General features: G+C 69.5%; 18 protein-coding genes and 1 tRNA gene. 16 read left to right on the top strand and 3 right to left on the bottom strand.

Annotated elements, in window-relative coordinates; translation table 11 throughout:
* Window positions 1-136: 136 nt before the first annotated feature.
* From B1H29_RS15185 to B1H29_RS15165, 5 genes are all read left to right on the top strand, one after another.
* Window positions 137-751, top strand: coding sequence for a dihydrofolate reductase family protein (locus B1H29_RS15185; RefSeq protein ID WP_055418401.1), 615 nt, complete (start codon window positions 137-139; stop codon window positions 749-751).
* A 136-nt stretch (window positions 752-887) separates the two neighbouring features.
* Window positions 888-1,463 carry a TetR/AcrR family transcriptional regulator gene (locus B1H29_RS15180; RefSeq protein WP_055418400.1) on the top strand — a complete coding sequence of 192 codons (576 nt, stop codon included), beginning with the start codon at window positions 888-890 and terminating at the stop codon, window positions 1,461-1,463.
* A 150-nt stretch (window positions 1,464-1,613) separates the two neighbouring features.
* Window positions 1,614-3,131 carry an MFS transporter gene (locus tag B1H29_RS15175; RefSeq protein ID WP_055418399.1) on the top strand — a complete coding sequence of 506 codons (1,518 nt, stop codon included), beginning with the start codon at window positions 1,614-1,616 and terminating at the stop codon, window positions 3,129-3,131.
* 228 nt (window positions 3,132-3,359) lie between these two features.
* Window positions 3,360-3,740: a DUF3291 domain-containing protein gene (locus B1H29_RS15170; protein ID WP_055418398.1), complete on the top strand. Its 381-nt coding sequence runs from the start codon at window positions 3,360-3,362 to the stop codon at window positions 3,738-3,740.
* A 78-nt stretch (window positions 3,741-3,818) separates the two neighbouring features.
* A complete protein-coding gene (locus B1H29_RS15165; RefSeq protein ID WP_267891948.1) occupies window positions 3,819-4,898 on the top strand; it encodes a UDP-N-acetylmuramate dehydrogenase in 1,080 nt (359 codons plus the stop codon).
* A 191-nt stretch (window positions 4,899-5,089) separates the two neighbouring features.
* Here B1H29_RS15165 and B1H29_RS15160 read toward each other — a convergent pair whose 3' ends face one another.
* Window positions 5,090-5,722 (bottom strand): NAD(P)-dependent oxidoreductase, encoded by a 633-nt coding sequence (locus B1H29_RS15160; protein WP_055418396.1) that lies wholly within the window; start codon window positions 5,720-5,722, stop codon window positions 5,090-5,092.
* A gap of 151 nt (window positions 5,723-5,873) precedes the next feature.
* Between B1H29_RS15160 and B1H29_RS15155 the strand changes: the two genes are divergently transcribed.
* Window positions 5,874-6,470: a TetR/AcrR family transcriptional regulator gene (locus B1H29_RS15155; protein ID WP_055418395.1), complete on the top strand. Its 597-nt coding sequence runs from the start codon at window positions 5,874-5,876 to the stop codon at window positions 6,468-6,470.
* A 392-nt stretch (window positions 6,471-6,862) separates the two neighbouring features.
* On the opposite strand, the gene B1H29_RS15150 is transcribed toward B1H29_RS15155, so the two are convergent.
* Both B1H29_RS15150 and B1H29_RS15145 read right to left on the bottom strand, forming a co-directional pair.
* On the bottom strand, window positions 6,863-7,912 hold the full coding sequence (locus tag B1H29_RS15150) for an adenosine deaminase (protein ID WP_055418394.1): 1,050 nt from the start codon (window positions 7,910-7,912) through the stop codon (window positions 6,863-6,865).
* Window positions 7,913-8,037: 125 nt separating this feature from the next.
* The gene (locus B1H29_RS15145) at window positions 8,038-9,264 is read right to left on the bottom strand and encodes a pyridoxal phosphate-dependent aminotransferase (RefSeq protein WP_055418393.1); all 1,227 of its coding nucleotides are present in this window, start codon (window positions 9,262-9,264) and stop codon (window positions 8,038-8,040) included.
* Between the two features lie 248 nt (window positions 9,265-9,512).
* Between B1H29_RS15145 and B1H29_RS15140 the strand changes: the two genes are divergently transcribed.
* The 10 genes from B1H29_RS15140 (at window position 9,513) to rpoB (ending at window position 19,761) form a co-directional block, all read left to right on the top strand.
* Window positions 9,513-9,585 (top strand) — tRNA-Trp (locus tag B1H29_RS15140).
* A gap of 108 nt (window positions 9,586-9,693) precedes the next feature.
* The gene (gene secE / locus B1H29_RS15135) at window positions 9,694-9,981 is read left to right on the top strand and encodes a preprotein translocase subunit SecE (protein ID WP_055418392.1); all 288 of its coding nucleotides are present in this window, start codon (window positions 9,694-9,696) and stop codon (window positions 9,979-9,981) included.
* Window positions 9,982-10,061: 80 nt separating this feature from the next.
* Window positions 10,062-10,949 (top strand): transcription termination/antitermination protein NusG, encoded by an 888-nt coding sequence (gene nusG / locus B1H29_RS15130; protein WP_055418391.1) that lies wholly within the window; start codon window positions 10,062-10,064, stop codon window positions 10,947-10,949.
* Between the two features lie 204 nt (window positions 10,950-11,153).
* Window positions 11,154-11,588, top strand: coding sequence for a 50S ribosomal protein L11 (gene rplK / locus B1H29_RS15125; RefSeq protein ID WP_003974315.1), 435 nt, complete (start codon window positions 11,154-11,156; stop codon window positions 11,586-11,588).
* A gap of 108 nt (window positions 11,589-11,696) precedes the next feature.
* Window positions 11,697-12,422 (top strand): 50S ribosomal protein L1, encoded by a 726-nt coding sequence (gene rplA / locus B1H29_RS15120; RefSeq protein ID WP_055418390.1) that lies wholly within the window; start codon window positions 11,697-11,699, stop codon window positions 12,420-12,422.
* A 141-nt stretch (window positions 12,423-12,563) separates the two neighbouring features.
* The gene (locus B1H29_RS15115) at window positions 12,564-13,370 is read left to right on the top strand and encodes a hypothetical protein (RefSeq protein WP_055418389.1); all 807 of its coding nucleotides are present in this window, start codon (window positions 12,564-12,566) and stop codon (window positions 13,368-13,370) included.
* Window positions 13,371-13,509: 139 nt separating this feature from the next.
* Window positions 13,510-14,358, top strand: coding sequence for a hypothetical protein (locus B1H29_RS15110; protein WP_055418388.1), 849 nt, complete (start codon window positions 13,510-13,512; stop codon window positions 14,356-14,358).
* Window positions 14,359-14,650: 292 nt separating this feature from the next.
* A complete protein-coding gene (rplJ, locus tag B1H29_RS15105; RefSeq protein WP_003974311.1) occupies window positions 14,651-15,181 on the top strand; it encodes a 50S ribosomal protein L10 in 531 nt (176 codons plus the stop codon).
* A gap of 123 nt (window positions 15,182-15,304) precedes the next feature.
* Window positions 15,305-15,685 carry a 50S ribosomal protein L7/L12 gene (gene rplL, locus B1H29_RS15100; RefSeq protein ID WP_055418387.1) on the top strand — a complete coding sequence of 127 codons (381 nt, stop codon included), beginning with the start codon at window positions 15,305-15,307 and terminating at the stop codon, window positions 15,683-15,685.
* 590 nt (window positions 15,686-16,275) lie between these two features.
* Window positions 16,276-19,761: a DNA-directed RNA polymerase subunit beta gene (rpoB, locus tag B1H29_RS15090; protein WP_079160234.1), complete on the top strand. Its 3,486-nt coding sequence runs from the start codon at window positions 16,276-16,278 to the stop codon at window positions 19,759-19,761.
* Window positions 19,762-19,845: the final 84 nt, after the last annotated feature.

Raw genomic sequence — 19,845 nt, 5'->3', positions numbered from 1 at the left:
GCAGACGCCGATGGACGCGGGGGCGACAGACGCGGACGGGGCCCGGGCGACAGACGCCGACGGGGCCCGTCCGGCCCCCGGCCTCGCGGTTCTGGGTGACCGATGAGTTCGGGCAGCGGATCGAGTCTGCCCTGACATGACCCGAATCATCGCTGACATCTCGGTCTCTCTCGACGGGTTCGTCACCGGGCCCGACCCCGGCCCGCTCGCCGGTCTGGGCACCGGCGGAGAGGCCCTGCACACCTGGGCGTTCTCCGACGACCCGGACGACCGCCGGGTCCTGCGCGAGGCGACCGCCCGCTCGGGCGCCGTCGTCCTCGGCCGCCGGCTCTTCGACTTGGTCGACGGGCCGAACGGCTGGGACGAAACGACCGGCTACGGCGCCGCCGAGGTCGGCAAGCCCGCGTTCGTCGTCCTGACGAGTTCGCCGCCGGAGTCGGTGCGGCTCACCGGCCTCGACTGGACGTTCGTCACCACCGGTATGCCCGACGCCCTCGCCGCCGCGCGCCGGCGTGCCGAGGCCGCTGCGTCGGACCGAGGCGAGGACCTCGACGTCGTCCTCATGGGCGGCGGCGCCACGATCGGCTCGGCCCTCGACGCCGGGCTGGTCGACGGCCTGACACTGCACCTCGCCCCCGTGGTACTGGGCGCCGGGACGCCGCTGTTCACCGGCAAAGTCCCCCGCACGCTGGTGCAACGCGGCGTGACCCCGACGTCGAACGCGACGCACCTGGCCTACGACATCCGGTGAGACGGCGTGGCGCCGTCGTTGCGGGAGGAGCGGGGCGCGCAGCGCAAGCAGCGCACCCGGTCAAGCTGTCGACGTGTTGTCGAGGTAGTTCCTGGAGCAGTTGACGTAGTTAGTGATTGAGTACTAACTTACTCGCATGGTCAGGATGAGCGCAGCGGAGCGGCGTGAGAGCGTCATTCGCGCGGCGATGAGCGAGTTCGCCCGGGGCGGCTACTACGGCACGTCCACGGATGCCATCGCCAAGCGGGTGGGAGTCTCCCAGCCGTACCTATTCCGGCTCTTCCCGAGCAAGAAGGCGCTCTTCCTGGCGGTGGCGGAGCGCTGCCTCCAGGACACCCGCCGGGTCTTCGAGGTGGCGTCCGAGGGGCTGCACGGCGAGGACGCCCTGCAGGCCATGGCCGAGGCCTACACGCGACTGATCAGCGAGCAGCCCGAGCGGCTCCAGATGCAGTTGCAGGTGTACGTCACGGTCGCGGCGGCGGAGGCGGCGGGGGATCACGAGTTCGGCGAGATGGTCCGCAAGGGCTGGCTGGACCTCTGGGACGCCGTGCGTCTGCCGCTCGGCGGCGATGTCAACGAGACGACGACCTTCATGGCGTACGGCATGCTCATCAACACACTGGCCGGCATGGGCTTCCCACCGGAGCACCGGATCTGGGACGGCCTTCACATGTCGGCGCAGGTCAAGCGGGACATGGGAGGCGGCGCGTAGGGGCACGTGGGCTGACGCACGGGTGCGGAGGACGGCTGCGTGCGGGTCCGCGGGGCGCTGCCGGATCAGGCCCTTTCGTTTGCCCCAGAAAGTTAGTCAGTAATTACTAACCAAATAGACCGCAAGCAGTGAGCACCCTCTGGGGGAGAGATGTCACAGCAGAGCGCACGTCGCGGGGGAGCAGGCTGGGCCCTCGTCATCACCAGCGTCGCCGGTTTCATGGCGGCCCTGGACAATCTCGTCGTCACCACCGCCCTGCCCGCCATCCGGGAGGACCTGGGCGGAGAACTGCACGACCTGGAATGGACCGTGAGCGCCTACACGCTCACCTTCGCGGTGCTGCTGATGTTCGGCGCGGCCCTCGGCGACCGTTTCGGCCGCCGCAGGCTCTTCGTGGTCGGTCTCACCGTCTTCACCGGCGCCTCCGCAGCCGCCGCCCTCGCTCCCGGCATCGACTCGCTCATCGCCGCCCGCGCGGCCCAGGGCGTCGGCGCGGCGATCATGATGCCGCTGACACTGACCCTGCTGACGGCTGCCGTACCCGCCGAACGGCGTGGAATGGCGTACGGAATCTGGGGCGCCGTCAACGGGCTCGCCGTGGCGTCCGGCCCGCTGGTCGGCGGCAGCCTCACCGAGCACATCTCCTGGCAGTGGATCTTCTGGCTGAACGTTCCGCTGGGGCTCGCCCTGCTGCCGCTCGCCCGCCTCCGCCTCTCCGAGTCGTACGGAACCGGCGCCCCGCTCGACGTCCCCGGCACGCTGCTCGCCAGTGGCGGGCTCTTCGGCATCGTCTACGGCCTGATCCGCGGCCCCGTGGACGGCTGGACCGGCCCCGTGGTGCTGACCGCCCTGTTCGCCGGTGGTGCGCTGCTGGCCGGCTTCGTCCATCACGGCATCAACAGCAAGAACCCCATGCTCCCCATGAGGCTCTTCCGGTCCCGTGCCTTCTCCGGCATCAACGCGGCGAGCCTGCTGATGTTCCTGGGGATGTTCGGCTCGATCTTCCTGCTCAGCCAGTACATGCAGTACGTGCTCGGCTACACGCCCACCGAGGCGGGGTTGCGCATGCTGCCCTGGACCGGCATGCCGATGCTCGTCGCTCCGATCGCCGGCATCCTGTCGGACCGCATCGGAGGGCGCCCGGTCGTCGCCGCCGGGCTCTTCTTCCAGGCGGCCGGCCTCGGCTACCTCGCCTCCGTGATCACGGCAGACGCTTCCTACGCCGTCCAGTTGCCCGGTCTGGTCCTCAGCGGCATCGGCATGGCCCTGTTCTTCGCCCCAGCCTCCGCCCTGGTGATGTCCAGCGTCGTCCCGAAGGAGCACGGCGTCGCCTCCGGCACCAACAACGCCCTGCGCGAGGTGGGCGGCGCGCTCGGCATCGCGGTCATGGCCTCGATCTTCGCGGCGCAGGGCGGTTACGAGTCCGGGCAGTCCTTCGTCGACGGGCTGCGGCCCGCGGTCGCGGTGGGCGCCGGGGTGGTGGCCCTCGGCGGTGTCGCGGCCCTGCTGATCCCGTCCCGCCGCCGGGACGGCCACGCGCCGACGGAGGAGCAAGGGTTGACGGACGGACACGGTCTTACGGACGGGCACGGTCCCACGGACGGGCACCGGCCGAAGGCGGCGACCGAGCCGGCGCTCGTCGCGACCGGCGAAGCGTCCTCCCACTGACCGCCTGGCATCCGAGAGACAGCACCCGGACGACGCCGGGACAGCACTCGGACGACGCCCGGACGCGACGCCGGACAGCACCCGGACGACACACGGACGGGGACGGCGGACAACGCCCGGACGCGACGCCGGACAGCACCCGGACGAAACCACCGAACAAACCACGGAACGAACCACGGAACGAACCACCGAACAATCCGCGGAACGAACCACGAAACGGAGCCCGAGATGCCCACCCTCCCCTGGACCGAGCCGAACCGGCCGCCGCAGGCCACCGAGGTCCACGTCTTCGCCTCCCGCTTCGCAACCCGCACGCTGTGGGGAGCGCTGAAGTTCCTGGCGCGCACGCCGGGCGTGTGGCGCCAGGTCAGGGGCGCGCCCGGAGCGTACGGCGCCTCCCTGAAGGCGGAGCCCTTCAAGCGGACCTTCTGGACACTGTCCGCCTGGGAGTCGCCCGAGGCCCTCAAAGCGTTCGCCCACTCCGGCAGCCACGCGCCGACCTCCCGCGGGCTGTCCGCGCAGATGCGGGACTCGAAGTTCGCCTCCTGGCCGGCACCGAGCGACGAGCTCCCGGTGAGCTGGGCGGAGGTGCGAGAGCGCTTGAAGTGAGGGTCGGGTGCGGAGGGACACGAGGACGGAAACGCCCCGGCCGACCGGTCGGGGCGTTTCCCGCTCCCGGGGCTGTCAGTGCGGTCTCGTAGTCTTGAGCGCGTGCAGGAACTCCACGACGCCCCCCTCGCCCCGCTCACCACCTTCCGGCTGGGAGGACCGGCGACCCGGCTGGTCACGGCCACGACCGACGCCGAGGTGATCGACGCCGTCCGCGAGGCCGACGACACCGGCACGCCCCTGCTGCTCATCGGCGGTGGATCCAACCTGGTCATCGGCGACAAGGGCTTCGAGGGCACCGCCGTGCACATCGCCACGCGCGGCCTCTCCCTCGACGGCACGACGCTGGAGCTCGCGGCCGGCGAGATCTGGACCGACGCCGTCGCCCGCACCGTCGAGGCCGGACTCGCCGGCGTCGAGTGCCTGGCCGGCATCCCCGGCTCGGCGGGCGCCACCCCCATCCAGAACGTCGGCGCGTACGGCCAGGAGGTCTCCTCCACGATCAACGAGGTGATCGCGTACGACCGCAGGTCCGGCGAGACGATCACCCTCACCAACGCCGACTGCTGCTTCTCCTACCGCCACAGCCGCTTCAAGGCCGAGCCCGAGCGGTACGTCGTCCTGCGCGTCCGCTTCGAGCTGGAGAACGCCGACGGGCTCTCCGCACCCCTGCGCTACGCCGAGACGGCCCGCGCCCTCGGCGTGGCGCCCGGCGAGCGGGTGCCGCTGGCCGAAGCGCGTGACACCGTGCTGAAGCTGCGTGCCGGCAAGGGTATGGTCCTGGACCCCGAGGACCACGACACCTGGTCGGCCGGGTCGTTCTTCACGAACCCGATCCTCACGGACGAGGAGTTCGCCGCCTTCCGCGCACGCGTGGACGAGCGCCTCGGCGCCGGCGCCGAGCCGCCCGCCTTCCCGGCCGGGGAGGGCCGCGTCAAGACCTCCGCGGCCTGGCTGATCGACAAGGCCGGCTTCACCAAGGGCTACGGCACCGGTCCCGCCCGTATCTCCACCAAGCACACACTCGCCCTCACCAACCGCGGCGAGGCCACCACGGAGGACCTGCTCGCCCTGGCGCGCGAGGTGGTCGCCGGCGTCCGCGAGGCCTTCGGCGTCACACTGGTCAACGAACCGGTGACGGTCGGCGTCACCATCTAGCCGGAGCCGGAGCCGGAGCCGGAGCCGGAGCCGGAGCCGGAGCCGGAGCCGGAGCCGGAGCCGGAGCCGGAGCCGGAGCCGGAGCCGGAGCCGGAGCCGGAGCCGGAGCTCAAGGGGCCAGCGGGCAAAGGGCTGGCGAGCAAGGGGCCAGGGGGACGCAAGGCCAGGGTCAACGGGTGCCAGGGGGCCAGTCAGTAGGCCACACCCACGCCCTGCTTCACGGTCCCCGCGTCCTCGGTCATCGCGAGCATCGCGTGGGCGACGTCGGCGCGGCCCACGAAGCGGCCCTTGGAGGGGAAGCCGCCGACCACCGTCCGGTACCGGCCGGACAGCGGCTTGTCCTGCAGCCGCGGCGGCCGGACGACCGTCCAGTCGGTGGCGCTGCGCGCCAGTTCGGCCTCCATGGCGCGCAGATCGGCGTAGACGCCCTTGAGGACGGCGGACACGATGCCGCGCGCGCCCCGGTCCAGCAGTCCGGCGTCCCGCGGCTCGGGGCCGACCGGGGCGGCGCTGACGACCAGCAGCCTGCGCACACCCTCCGCCTCCATCGCGGCGAGCACCGCCCGGGTCAGCCTGGTCGCGACACCCGCGTCGGCGCGGCGGCGGGCGCCGAGCCCGGACAACACGGCGTCCCGCCCGTCCACCGCCGGTCGCACGGCCGCCGCGTCACCCGGATCCGCGCGGAACACCTCCAGCCGCTCGCCGGTCACGGACAGCCGCGCGGGATCCCGCACGACGGCCGTGACGTGGTGTCCGGCGCCGAGTGCCTGCCGGACGACCTCCTGGCCGATGCCTCCGGTGGCACCGAAGACGGTGAGCTTCATGGCGTACTCCGTTCCGCACGGCACTGTCGCCGCGCTCCGACTGATGCGCCTGACTGACGAGCCCAGATAGATGGGTGAGTACTCACTCACCCATCTCCTACTCTAGGGTGAGTAAGTACTCACCCACTCGTCAAGCCCCACTGGAGCAGCCATGCCGCCCGCCAAGCCGGCCCGGGAGCGCATCCTGGACGCCGCCCACGAGCTGATGCTCACCGTCGGGCTGGCCCGCGCCACCACCAAGGAGATCGCGAAGGGAGCCGACTGCTCCGAGGCCGCGCTGTACAAGCACTTCGCGAGCAAGGAGGAGCTCTTCATCCGCGTCCTGTCCGAACGACTGCCGCGGCTGACCCCCCTGCTCCGGGGCCTCGCCGCCGAGCCGGGCCGGGCCGCCCTCGAGGACAACCTCACGGAGATCGCCCGCCAGGCCGCGCTGTTCTACGAGCAGAGCTTCCCGATCGCCGCCTCGCTGTACGCCCAGACGCAGCTCAAGCGACGGCACGACGACGCGATGCGGGAGCTGGGCACCGGGCCGCACCTGCCGATCGAGGGCCTGGACGCCTACCTGCGCTCCGAGCAGGCCGCGGGGCGGGTCCGCGCCGACGCGGACACCTTCGCCGCCGCCTCGCTGCTGCTCGGTGCCTGCTCGCAGCGGGCGTTCGCGTACGACGCGACGCACAGCGGTGTCCGTCCGCCGGTGGACGACTTCGCGCGGCGGCTCGCCCGGACGCTGCTCGCGGGGATCCGCTGAACTGCCGCGCCGCGCGGGTGCGGGCGTGACGGCGGGACACACGGCCCGGCGCCACGAGGTCTTTCCCCCGAAGGGGGTAACCCCCAGCGCCCCCGGAACCGCCCCCAGCTCCACGGTGCCCATGCCGCCTCAGCGCCCACCCGTGCCGCCCCATGCGCCCCAGCGCCCACCCGTGCCGCCCCATGCGCCCCAGCGCCACCCGTGCCGCCCCATGCGCCCCAGGAGTCACCCGTGCCGCCCCATGCGCCCCAGGAGTCACCCATGTGGCCCAGGCGCTCACTCATGTGCCCCAGCGTTCACTCATGCCGCCCCAGCCCCCCACGCGTGACGCCCCGGGGCTACCACCCGGGCCGCCCAGGCACTTGCGGGGAGCCCGCCGCAGCGATCGGCCGTCAACGCTCCGGCGAGCCCTCCCCGGTCAGCCAGTCGTCCACCCCCGCCAGCAGCCTCCCCTTCACACCCTCCGGCGCGGCCGACCCCCGCACCGACTGGCGTGCCAGTTCCGCCAGCTCCGCGTCGGTGAACCCGTGGTGGTCCCGCGCGATCTCGTACTGGGCGGCCAGCCGCGACCCGAACAGCAGGGGGTCGTCCGCGCCCAGGGCCATCGGCACCCCCGCCTCGAACAGGGTCCGCAGCGGCACGTCCTCGGGCTTCTCGTAGACGCCGAGGGCGACGTTCGACGCCGGGCACACCTCGCACGTCACCTGCCGGTCCGCCAGCCGCTTCAGCAGCCGGGGATCCTCCGCCGCCCGCACCCCGTGCCCGATCCGGTCGGCTTCCAGGTCGTCCAGGCAGTCCCGCACGGAGAGCGGCCCGGTCAGCTCGCCCCCGTGCGGCGCGGACAGCAGCCCGCCCTCCCGCGCGATCGCGAACGCCCGGTCGAAGTCCCGGGCCATGCCCCGCCGCTCGTCGTTGGAGAGCCCGAACCCGACCACACCCCGGTCCGCGTACCGCACCGCGAGCCGGGCGAGGGTCCGCGCGTCCAGCGGGTGCTTCATCCGGTTCGCGGCGACCAGCACCCGCATCCCGATCCCGGTGTCCCGCACGGTCGTCTCCACCGCGTCCAGGATGATCTCCAGCGCCGGAATCAGCCCGCCCAGCCTCGGCGCGTACGACGTCGGGTCCACCTGGATCTCCAGCCACCCCGACCCGTCGCGCAGGTCCTCCTCCGCGGCCTCCCGGACCAGCCGCTGGATGTCCTCCGGCTCCTGGAGGCACGACCGCGCCGCGTCGTACAACCGCTGGAAGCGGAACCAGCCCCGCTCGTCCGTCGCCCGCAGCTTCGGCGACTCCCCGCGCCCCAGCGCCTCGGTCAGCGTCTCGGGCAGACGCACGCCGTGCTTGTCGGCCAGTTCCAGTAGGGTCGCGGGCCGCATCGACCCGGTGAAATGCAGGTGGAGATGGGCCTTCGGCAGTTCAGAGACATCACGTACACGCTCCATTCCGTGATCCTGCCGCACGACACGCCCGGCCCGACAGCACTTTCCCCGTACGTGGTCTTGCTCGCACAAAGAAACAGGGGCCGCACCTCGACGCCGAGGTGCGGCCCCTGCCGGGGAAGCGGCGGTCAGTCGCGCGCCTCCGCCAGCAGCTTCTGGATCCGGCTCACGCCCTCGGCGAGGTCCTCGTCCCCGAGCGCGTACGACAGCCGGAGGTACCCGGGCGTGCCGAACGCCTCGCCGGGCACCACCGCGACCTCGGCCTCCTCCAGGATCAGCGCGGCCAGCTCGACCGTGTCCTGCGGGCGCTTGCCGCGGATCTGCTTGCCGAGCAGCCCCTTCACCGACGGGTAGGCGTAGAACGCCCCCTCCGGCTCCGGGCACAGCACGCCGTCGATCTCGTTGAGCATCCGCACGATGGTCCGACGGCGCCGGTCGAAGGCCTCCCGCATCTTCGCCACGGCGTCCAGGTCACCGGAGACCGCGGCCAGCGCCGCCGCCTGGGCCACGTTGGACACGTTGGACGTGGCGTGCGACTGGAGGTTCGTCGCGGCCTTGACGACGTCCTTCGGGCCGATGACCCACCCGACCCGCCAGCCGGTCATCGCGTACGTCTTGGCGACACCGTTGACCACGATGCACCTGTCGCGCAGCTCGGGCAGCAGCGCCGGCATCGACACGGAGAAGGCGTCGCCGTAGACGAGGTGCTCGTAGATCTCGTCGGTCAGCACCCACAGGCCGTGCTCGACGGCCCACTGGCCGATCGCCTCGGTCTGGGCCTCGCTGTACACGGCCCCCGTCGGGTTCGACGGCGACACGAAGAGGACGACCTTCGTCTTCTCGGTGCGCGCGGCCTCGAGCTGCTCCACGCTCACCCGGTAGCCGGTCGTCTCGTCGGCGACGACCTCGACGGGGACACCGCCGGCCAGTCGGATCGACTCCGGGTACGTCGTCCAGTACGGCGCCGGGACGATGACCTCGTCGCCCGGGTCGAGGATCGCGGCGAACGCCTCGTAGATGGCCTGCTTGCCGCCGTTGGTGACCAGGATCTGCGACGGGTCGACCTCGTAGCCGGAGTCGCGCAGCGTCTTCGCGGCGATCGCGGCCTTCAGCTCGGGCAGCCCGCCGGCCGGCGTGTAGCGGTGGTACTTCGGGTTCTTGCACGCCTCGATGGCGGCCTCGACGATGTAGTCCGGGGTCGGGAAGTCGGGCTCACCGGCGCCGAAGCCGATCACCGGACGTCCGGCGGCCTTGAGGGCCTTGGCCTTGGCGTCCACGGCGAGGGTCGCGGACTCGGAGATCGCGCCGACTCGGGCGGAGACCCGGCGCTCGGTGGGAGGGGTTGCAGCGCTCATGGGCCCATCGTTCCAGACCGGAAACTTCGCGGGCACAGGGGTTTCACGGACTGAACAGCACGGAGAACCGACGGGGAACGGACGGTGCGGGGGCGGTGCAGAGGCCTGAACACCAGTCCGGATCTGCTTTCTGTTCGACGCCCGGCCCCTGAGCACGTACACTCTCACCTCGTTGGCCTTCAGCGGTCCGCGCTCACTCGGTGCACACCGAGCACCCGGGCGGATGCGGTACGTTGGGGGACACACAAAGGGTCGTAGCTCAATTGGTAGAGCACTGGTCTCCAAAACCAGCGGTTGGGGGTTCAAGTCCCTCCGGCCCTGCTACACACACCTTCGCCAGGATGTGTGCGCATGTACGTACAGCAATGCACCGCCGTGCGGCTCCAACCGGGCGCGGCACGGCCACGACCCGGAATCAGGTGAGGACGAGTGACGGACGCCGTGGGCTCCATCGACATGCCTGATGCCCAGGACGAGGCGCCGGACTCCAAGAAGAAGTCGCGCAAGGGCGGCAAGCGCGCCAAGAAGGGCCCGCTGAAGCGCCTCGCGCTCTTCTACCGCCAGATCGTCGCGGAGCTGCGCAAGGTTGTCTGGCCGAGCCGCAACCAGCTTACGACGTACACCACCGTGGTGATCATCTTCGTGGTCATCATGATCGGCCTGGTGACTCTGATTGACTATGGCTTCAGTCACGCCGCCAAGTACGTCTTCGGCTGAGTCGAGAGCGAAGGGCGCCGAGGTACCCGGCGCCCCTTTCGCGTGTTCCACCCCTATGTATCCAGGAAGAAGCAGCCACCGTGTCTGACCCGAACGTGAACGACGCCATCGAGCCGGTCGAGTCCGTCGAGGACGAGCCCGGCACCCTCGAGGGCGCCGACAACGAGGACACCGAGGCCTCCGCCGAGGTCGAGGCTGCCGACGACGCCGTCGTCACGGACGCGGACGAGACCGCCGAGGTCCAGGACGAGACTCCCGACGCGGAGACCCCCGACGCGGAAAGCGCCGACACGGAGACCACCGCCGACGCGGAGACCGCAGAGGCCGCCGAGCCCGAGCCCGAGGTCGAGGTCGACCCGATCGAGGCACTCCGCCAGGAACTGCGCGTCCTGCCCGGCGAGTGGTACGTGATCCACACGTACGCCGGCTACGAGAACCGCGTGAAGACCAACCTCGAGCAGCGCGCCGTCTCGCTCAACGTCGAGGACTACATCTTCCAGGCCGAGGTGCCCCAGGAAGAGGTCGTCCAGATCAAGAACGGCGACCGCAAGACGATCCGGCAGAACAAGCTGCCCGGCTACGTCCTCGTCCGCATGGACCTGACCAACGAGTCCTGGGGTGTCGTCCGCAACACCCCCGGCGTCACCGGCTTCGTCGGCAACGCCTACGACCCGTACCCGCTGACGCTGGACGAGATCGTCAAGATGCTCGCCCCGGAGGCCGAGGAGAAGGCCGCCCGCGAGGCCGCCGAGGCCGAGGGCAAGCCGGCTCCGCAGCGCAAGGTCGAGGTCCAGGTGCTGGACTTCGAGGTCGGCGACTCGGTCACCGTCACCGACGGCCCGTTCGCGACGCTGCAGGCCACGATCAACGAGATCAACGCCGACTCGAAGAAGGTCAAGGGCCTCGTCGAGATCTTCGGCCGCGAGACCCCGGTCGAGCTGAGCTTCGACCAGATCCAGAAGAACTAGTACCTCACCGGTACTCCTCTGGACGTACTGCTTCCGAGCAGGTCAGACAGGCTCCGGCTGGGGGCACCTCCCGCTTGCGGGGGACGGTCTGACCTGCTCGGTTTTTGGCCGCACATCCATACCCGCTATCGTTGTGCGGTATGCCTGTGTCCGGGGTCGCCCCCGGGTGCGGGCAGGACCCGAATCGAAAGGACCCGGAGAGCTATGCCTCCCAAGAAGAAGAAGGTCACGGGGCTCATCAAGCTCCAGATCCAGGCCGGTGCCGCGAACCCGGCCCCGCCGGTCGGCCCCGCGCTGGGTCAGCACGGCGTCAACATCATGGAGTTCTGCAAGGCCTACAACGCCGCGACCGAGTCGCAGCGCGGTTGGGTCATCCCGGTGGAGATCACGGTCTACGAGGACCGCTCCTTCACCTTCATCACCAAGACGCCGCCGGCCGCCAAGATGATCCTCAAGGCCGCGGGTGTGGAGAAGGGCTCCGGCGAGCCGCACAAGACCAAGGTCGCGAAGATCACGCGTGACCAGGTCCGCGAGATCGCCACCACCAAGATGCCCGACCTCAACGCCAACGACCTGGACCAGGCGGAGAAGATCATCGCCGGTACCGCGCGTTCCATGGGCGTCACGGTCGAGGGCTGACCTCCACCCCCGTAAGCAAGCCACGCGGCGGTAGCCGCATGGTCAGGACAGTGTGGCAGGGCCTGCTCGGCCCGGACCACGACTCCTAAGAAGCCACCAGGAGCAGTAGTGAGCAAGCGCAGCAAGTCTCTCCGCGCTGCGGACGCCAAGATCGACCGGGACAAGCTCTACGCCCCGCTCGAGGCCGTCCGTCTCGCCAAGGAGACCTCCACGACCAAGTTCGACGGCACCGTCGAGGTCGCCTTCCGCCTGGGTGTCGACCCGCGCAAGGCCGACCAGATGGTCCGTGGCACCGTGAACCTCCCGCACGGCACCGGTAAGACCGCCCGGGTCCTGGTCTTCGCGACCGGTGACCGTGCCGAGGCCGCGACCGCCGCGGGCGCCGACATCGTCGGCTCCGACGAACTGATCGACGAGGTGTCGAAGGGCCGTCTGGACTTCGACGCCGTCGTCGCCACCCCGGACCTCATGGGCAAGGTCGGCCGCCTCGGCCGCGTCCTCGGCCCGCGTGGTCTGATGCCGAACCCGAAGACCGGCACCGTGACCCCGGACGTGGCCAAGGCCGTGACCGAGATCAAGGGCGGCAAGATCGAGTTCCGCGTCGACAAGCACTCGAACCTGCACTTCATCATCGGCAAGTCGTCCTTCGACGACACCAAGCTGGTGGAGAACTACGCCGCGGCGCTGGAGGAGATCCTCCGTCTGAAGCCGTCCGCCGCCAAGGGCCGATACATCAAGAAGGCCGCCATCAGCACCACGATGGGCCCCGGCATCCCGGTCGACTCCAACCGCACCCGCAACCTCCTCGTCGAGGAGGACCCGGCGGCGGTCTGAGCCCACGGCTCGCCCAACCGGTTCACGGGCCCCGCACCTTCCGAGGTGCGGGGCCCGTTCCCTTTTTCCCGTACGAGTGCCGGACTGCTGGGTTAGCGTGCGGGCACCGCGGGATCGCGCACGGGGACAAGGGGTGGGCGGATGACGGGCACGACGGCTCTCCGTACGGTCGTCTCGATCGCGGTGACGGCCGCGCTGGCGTGCGTCACCGCCTGCACCTCCTCGGGCGGGCCCACCGGCTCCACCGATTCCGCCCGCGCCACCGACCCGTCGACGCGGTCGCTGCGCTCCGTGGAGCGGGCCGTCGGGCGGGCGGGTTCGGCGCGGGTCGAGTCCACGACCGTGATGGGCCGCGAGCTGTCCCTGGACGCCGTGGGAGCCCTCGGCTGGCGCGACGGCCTCACCGGCACCCTGACGATCACGTACACCGGCGGCACGACCGCTGAGACCATGCGCCGGCTCGGCACCACGGCCATGGAGGCCCGGTACCTGCCCGACGCCTACTACGCCAGGATGGGCGACGAGTTCGCCGTCCGGGTGGGCGGCCGGCACTGGATCAAGTACGTATACGCCGACCTGGAGGACCTCGGCGGCGCCAAGGGCGCCGGTTTCGCGGACCGGATGCGCGACACCACGCCCCACCAGGCGGTGAAGCGGCTGCTGGCCTCCGACGACGTCCGCAAGGTCGGCGAGGAGACGACCCGCGGCCGGCGCACCACGCACTGGACCGGCACGCCGGGCGGCGCCACCGCCCAGACCGTCGACATCTGGGTCGACGACCGGGACCTGCTGGTCAAGAAGGTCGAGCGGGGTCGTACGGAGACCGGGGAGCTGACCCAGACCGCGTACTACAGCGACTACGGCGTCGCCGTCCTGGCCGAGCGGCCCCCGGCAGCCGACACGGCGGACTTCAAGGAGCTGCTGAAGGCACCGGGCGAGGGCTCCTGAAAGGAGCTCGCGGGCCGCACCGGTAGGTCCGGGCCACAGAAATCACAAGATCGTTCGAACCGTTCTCGGTTACGCTCGCGTCTGTGCTGTGCAGAGGCAGTCCGTGCCTGTGCCGACGGTATTTCCGTGGGGGGAATCCATGAAGACTTCCGTACGCGTGCCCGTGGGCGCCGGGCTGGCCGCGCTGCTGCTCGCCGCCGGCGCCGTGGGCTGCTCCAAGGGAGACGGGGCCGAGGAGTCCCCGAAGATGACGCCGGCGGCGGCCGTCGCCAAGGCGGCGAAGAACGCGGAGGAGATCGACTCCATCCGCTACCGCATGACCGGCCGCGCCCCGGAGGAGGGGAGGGTCGAGGCCGAGGCCGAGATGCAGATCAAGCCCACGCTCGCGATGAGCATGAAGATGACGGCGCTCGACCAGGGCGCCGGCGCCAAGGCGGAGATCCGGCTCCTCGACAAGGCCATGTACATCGGCGGCGGCGCCGAGGCGGCCAAGGAGATGGACGGCAAGAGCTGGATCAAGTTCGACCTGGCCGCGCTCGGTGCCGACAAGGAACTGAACCAGCTCGGCGGCGCCTCCCAGGCCGACAAGAACCCGGCGACCGAGTCCACCTTCCTCACCGGCGCCAAGGACGTGGAGAAGGTCGGCACCGAGACCGTCGACGGCGTGAAGACCACCCACTACAAGGGCACGGTCACCCTCGCCGACCTGGAGAAGTCGCTCGGCGACGAGGACGAGGCCACCCGGGAGAAGCGCCAGAAGAGCATCGAGCAGTACGAGAAGCTGGGCGTCGACAAGCTCACGATGGACATGTGGATCGACGGCGACGACCACACCAAGCAGTTCCGTATGCGCGGCGACGCCGACAAGGGCCCGCTGGACATGACCATCACCTTCCTCGGTCTCAACGAACCCGTGAAGGTCACCGCCCCGCCCGCCGAGGACACCGTCGACCTGGCCGAGATGATGCAGGGGGCCCAGCAGGGCTGAGTCGCCGTACGGGCGGATTTGCTTGACACCGCCCCGTTCACGTACGCTTCCCCAGAAGCCAAAGACCGCTGGTCGTTGCCGTGTGCTCGCGAGAGGACACGGTGGCCGAAGGATCCGCTGAACTGCGGACGACCCGCGCAGGTGACTGTGGATGAGCTCCCGGAGTCCGCGCCTCGTGCGTGTGGCACACGGTCGAGCCACGCCCCGTGCGCCTGCGCCGGGGCGTTTCGTTTTCCCCAGTCCTCCTTCGGGTCCGCGCGGTCCGAATCACCCGGAAGGAGGCCGAGGCTCTATGGCGACGCCCGAAAAGGCTGCCGCGGTTGCCGAGCTGACGGACAAGTTCCGCAGCTCCAACGCCGCCGTGCTGACCGAGTACCGCGGTCTCACCGTGGCGCAGCTCAAGACGCTGCGCCGGTCGCTCGGTGAGAACGCCCAGTACGCCGTGGTGAAGAACACGCTGACCAAGATTGCGGCCAACGAGGCCGGGATCACGCTCGACGACCAGCTCTTCGCTGGTCCGACGGCCGTCGCCTTCGTCACCGGTGACCCGGTGGAGTCGGCGAAGGGTCTGCGCGACTTCGCCAAGGACAACCCGAATCTCGTCATCAAGGGCGGAGTCCTTGACGGCAAGGCGATGTCCGCCGACGAGATCAAGAAGCTTGCGGACCTCGAGTCCCGCGAGGTTCTGCTCTCCAAGCTGGCGGGTGCCTTCAAGGGCAAGCAGTCCCAGACTGCGCAGCTCTTCCAGGCGCTTCCCTCGAAGCTCGTCCGCACCGTGGACGCGCTCCGTGCCAAGCAGGACGAGCAGGGCGGTGCCGAGTAACTCGGCTCGCTTTCCGATCCTCGCCGCATGAACCGCATGAGGTGAGGGTCGACGCGGGCCCGACGTACGCCCGCCTCACCCCGTACATCCGGCACCTGCCGAATTAGTGGAAGGACCGCCATCATGGCGAAGCTCAGCCAGGACGACCTGCTCGCCCAGTTCGAGGAGATGACCCTCATCGAGCTCTCCGAGTTCGTGAAGGCCTTCGAGGAGAAGTTCGACGTCACCGCCGCCGCGGCCGTCGCCGCCGCCCCGGCCGCCACTGCCGCCCCGGCCGAGGCCGAGGCCGAGCAGGACGAGTTCGACGTCATCCTCACCGGTGCCGGCGACAAGAAGATCCAGGTCATCAAGGTCGTGCGCGAGCTGACCTCCCTGGGTCTGAAGGAGGCCAAGGACCTCGTGGACGGCGCCCCGAAGCCCGTCCTCGAGAAGGTCGCCAAGGACGCCGCCGAGAAGGCCGCCGAGTCCCTCAAGGGCGCCGGCGCCTCGGTCGAGGTCAAGTAAGACCGCGAAGGCCCCACGGATCCGTCAGGATCTGTAACGCCACAGCACCGAAGAGCGATCATCCATCCGGGTGGTCGCTCTTCGGCGTCTCCGGGGGACCGGCGGCGGCTACCTTGCACGCGCCACGGTGAAGAGTATGGTGATCTTCGTCGTGCCGTCGCCGGGGCCCTGAGAGCCCTCTGGCGGCAGGCGGTTCGGGCAAGGGGGGCCTTGACGAACCGCACGCAGCGCGCGATTCTCAGGACGCGTCGTCACAAGGATCCGAATCCGAGGCATGGATCCACGGCGAAAAGGGCAGTATCACGGTGCGTTGAGGGCGAGGCCTTGCCGCAGGTGGTGAGAACAACGAGGAGCGAACACGGTCATCGAGACCCGCACTGGACATCAGTGTGCCATCTGGCTACACTGACCCTTTGCGCTGCCTGTTAGTTGCCCCCTGCCCGTCACCAGGGGTCTGCCCTCGCCCGAGCACCGACGACCAGAGCATGCCTGACCTGGCTCTCCAGCCACATCAGGCGCCCCCTGTCTTCGTGCACGGAAGAGGGGCCGGTACGCGCGTAGTGAGTCCGAGCCCTCGGAAGGACCCCCTCTTGGCCGCCTCGCGCAATGCCTCGACCGCGAATACGAACAACGCTGCCAGCACCGCCCCGCTGCGCATCTCCTTTGCAAAGATCAAGGAGCCCCTCGAGGTTCCGAACCTTCTCGCGCTGCAGACCGAGAGCTTCGACTGGCTGCTCGGCAACGACGCCTGGAAGGCTCGCGTCGAGTCGGCTCTGGAGTCCGGTCAGGACGTCCCCACCAAGTCCGGTCTGGAAGAGATCTTCGAGGAGATCTCGCCGATCGAGGACTTCTCCGGGTCGATGTCGCTGACGTTCCGCGACCACCGCTTCGAGCCCCCCAAGAACAGCATCGACGAGTGCAAGGACCGCGACTTCACGTACGCGGCCCCGCTCTTCGTCACCGCCGAGTTCACCAACAACGAGACCGGCGAGATCAAGTCCCAGACGGTCTTCATGGGCGACTTCCCGCTCATGACCAACAAGGGCACCTTCGTCATCAACGGCACCGAGCGTGTCGTGGTGTCGCAGCTCGTCCGCTCGCCGGGTGTCTACTTCGACTCCTCCATCGACAAGACGTCCGACAAGGACATCTTCTCCGCCAAGATCATCCCGTCCCGGGGTGCCTGGCTGGAGATGGAGATCGACAAGCGCGACATGGTCGGTGTGCGCATCGACCGCAAGCGCAAGCAGTCCGTGACCGTCCTCCTCAAGGCCCTCGGCTGGACCACCGAGCAGATCCTCGAGGAGTTCGGCGAGTACGAGTCCATGCGCGCCACCCTGGAGAAGGACCACACCCAGGGCCAGGACGACGCGCTGCTCGACATCTACCGCAAGCTGCGTCCGGGCGAGCCCCCCACGCGTGAGGCCGCGCAGACGCTGCTCGAGAACCTCTACTTCAACCCGAAGCGCTACGACCTCGCCAAGGTCGGCCGCTACAAGGTGAACAAGAAGCTCGGCGCCGACGAGCCCCTGGACGCCGGCGTTCTGACCACCGACGACGTCATCGCCACCATCAAGTACCTGGTGAAGCTGCACGCCGGTGAGACCGAGACGACCGGCGAGTCGGGCCGGGAGATCGTCGTCGAGACCGACGACATCGACCACTTCGGCAACCGCCGCATCCGCAACGTCGGCGAGCTGATCCAGAACCAGGTCCGTACGGGTCTCGCCCGTATGGAGCGCGTCGTGCGCGAGCGCATGACGACCCAGGACGTCGAGGCGATCACGCCGCAGACCCTGATCAACATCCGGCCGGTCGTCGCCTCCATCAAGGAGTTCTTCGGCACCAGCCAGCTCTCCCAGTTCATGGACCAGAACAACCCGCTGTCGGGGCTGACGCACAAGCGTCGTCTGAACGCCCTCGGCCCGGGTGGTCTCTCCCGTGAGCGGGCCGGCTTCGAGGTCCGTGACGTCCACCCGTCGCACTACGGCCGCATGTGCCCGATCGAGACGCCGGAAGGACCGAACATCGGTCTGATCGGCTCGCTCGCCTCGTACGGCCGGATCAACCCGTTCGGCTTCATCGAGACGCCGTACCGCAAGGTCGTCGAGGGCCAGGTCACGGACGACGTGGACTACCTGACCGCCGACGAGGAGGACCGCTTCGTCATCGCGCAGGCCAACGCCACGCTCAACGACGACATGCGCTTCTCCGAGGCCCGCGTCCTGGTTCGCCGCCGTGGCGGCGAGGTCGACTACGTCCCCGGTGACGACGTCGACTACATGGACGTCTCGCCGCGCCAGATGGTGTCGGTCGCGACCGCCATGATCCCGTTCCTCGAGCACGACGACGCCAACCGTGCCCTCATGGGCGCGAACATGATGCGTCAGGCGGTGCCGCTCATCAAGAGCGAGTCCCCGCTGGTCGGCACCGGCATGGAGTACCGCTCCGCCGCCGACGCCGGCGACGTGGTCAAGGCCGAGAAGGCGGGTGTGGTCCAGGAGGTCTCCGCGGACTACATCACCACGACCAACGACGACGGCACGTACATCACGTACCGCCTGGCCAAGTTCTCCCGGTTCAACCAGGGAACCTCGGTCAACCAGAAGGTCATCGTCGCCGAGGGCGACCGGATCATCGAGGGCCAGGTCCTGGCCGACGGTCCGGCCACCGAGAACGGCGAGATGGCGCTCGGCAAGAACCTGCTGGTCGCGTTCATGCCGTGGGAGGGTCACAACTACGAGGACGCGATCATCCTGTCGCAGCGCCTCGTGCAGGACGACGTCCTCTCCTCGATCCACATCGAGGAGCACGAGGTCGACGCCCGTGACACCAAGCTCGGCCCCGAGGAGATCACCCGGGACATCCCGAACGTCTCCGAGGAGGTCCTCGCCGACCTCGACGAGCGCGGCATCATCCGTATCGGTGCCGAGGTCGTCGCCGGCGACATCCTCGTCGGCAAGGTCACGCCCAAGGGCGAGACCGAGCTGACGCCGGAGGAGCGCCTGCTCCGTGCGATCTTCGGTGAGAAGGCCCGTGAGGTCCGCGACACCTCGCTGAAGGTCCCGCACGGCGAGATCGGCAAGGTCATCGGCGTCCGCGTCTTCGACCGCGAAGAGGGCGACGAGCTGCCGCCGGGCGTGAACCAGTTGGTCCGCGTCTACGTCGCGCAGAAGCGCAAGATCACCGACGGTGACAAGCTCGCCGGCCGGCACGGCAACAAGGGCGTCATCTCCAAGATCAACCCGATCGAGGACATGCCGTTCCTGGAGGACGGCACCCCGGTCGACATCATCCTGAACCCGCTGGGTGTCCCGTCCCGAATGAACCCGGGACAGGTCCTGGAGATCCACCTCGGCTGGCTCGCCAGCCGCGGCTGGGACGTCTCCGGCCTCGCGGAGGAGTGGGCGCAGCGCCTGCAGGCCATCGGCGCCGACAAGGTCGAGCCCGGCACCAACGTCGCCACGCCGGTCTTCGACGGTGCGCGTGAGGACGAGCTGGCCGGTCTGCTCCAGCACACCATCCCGAACCGCGACGGCGAGCGCATGGTGCTCCCGACCGGTAAGGCGCGGCTGTTCGACGGCCGCAGCGGTGAGCCGTTCCCGGACCCGATCTCGGTCGGGTACATGTACATCCTCAAGCTGCACCACCTGGTCGACGACAAGCTGCACGCCCGGTCGACCGGCCCGTACTCGATGATCACCCAGCAGCCGCTGGGTGGTAAGGCCCAGTTCGGTGGCCAGCGCTTCGGTGAGATGGAGGTGTGGGCGCTGGAGGCTTACGGCGCCGCGTACGCCCTCCAGGAGCTGCTGACCATCAAGTCCGACGACGTGACCGGCCGCGTGAAGGTCTACGAGGCCATCGTCAAGGGCGAGAACATCCCTGAGCCCGGCATCCCCGAGTCCTTCAAGGTGCTCATCAAGGAGATGCAGTCCCTGTGCCTCAACGTGGAGGTGCTGTCCTCGGACGGCATGTCCATCGAGATGCGTGACACCGACGAGGACGTCTTCCGCGCTGCGGAGGAGCTCGGCATCGACCTGTCCCGGCGCGAGCCGAGCAGCGTCGAAGAGGTCTGACGGGAGTTTCGGCGGACCTTGAGCGATCAAGGTCCGCCGGCCCCAGGACCCCCGTTTCAGACCCCAAGACTTACAACCCTGAGA

Origin of the sequence: Streptomyces pactum (assembly GCF_002005225.1) — a bacterium.
Lineage (GTDB): Bacteria > Actinomycetota > Actinomycetes > Streptomycetales > Streptomycetaceae > Streptomyces > Streptomyces pactum_A.
Note: the sequence above shows the minus strand (reverse complement) of the source record. Positions and strands in the feature narration are given on the sequence as shown.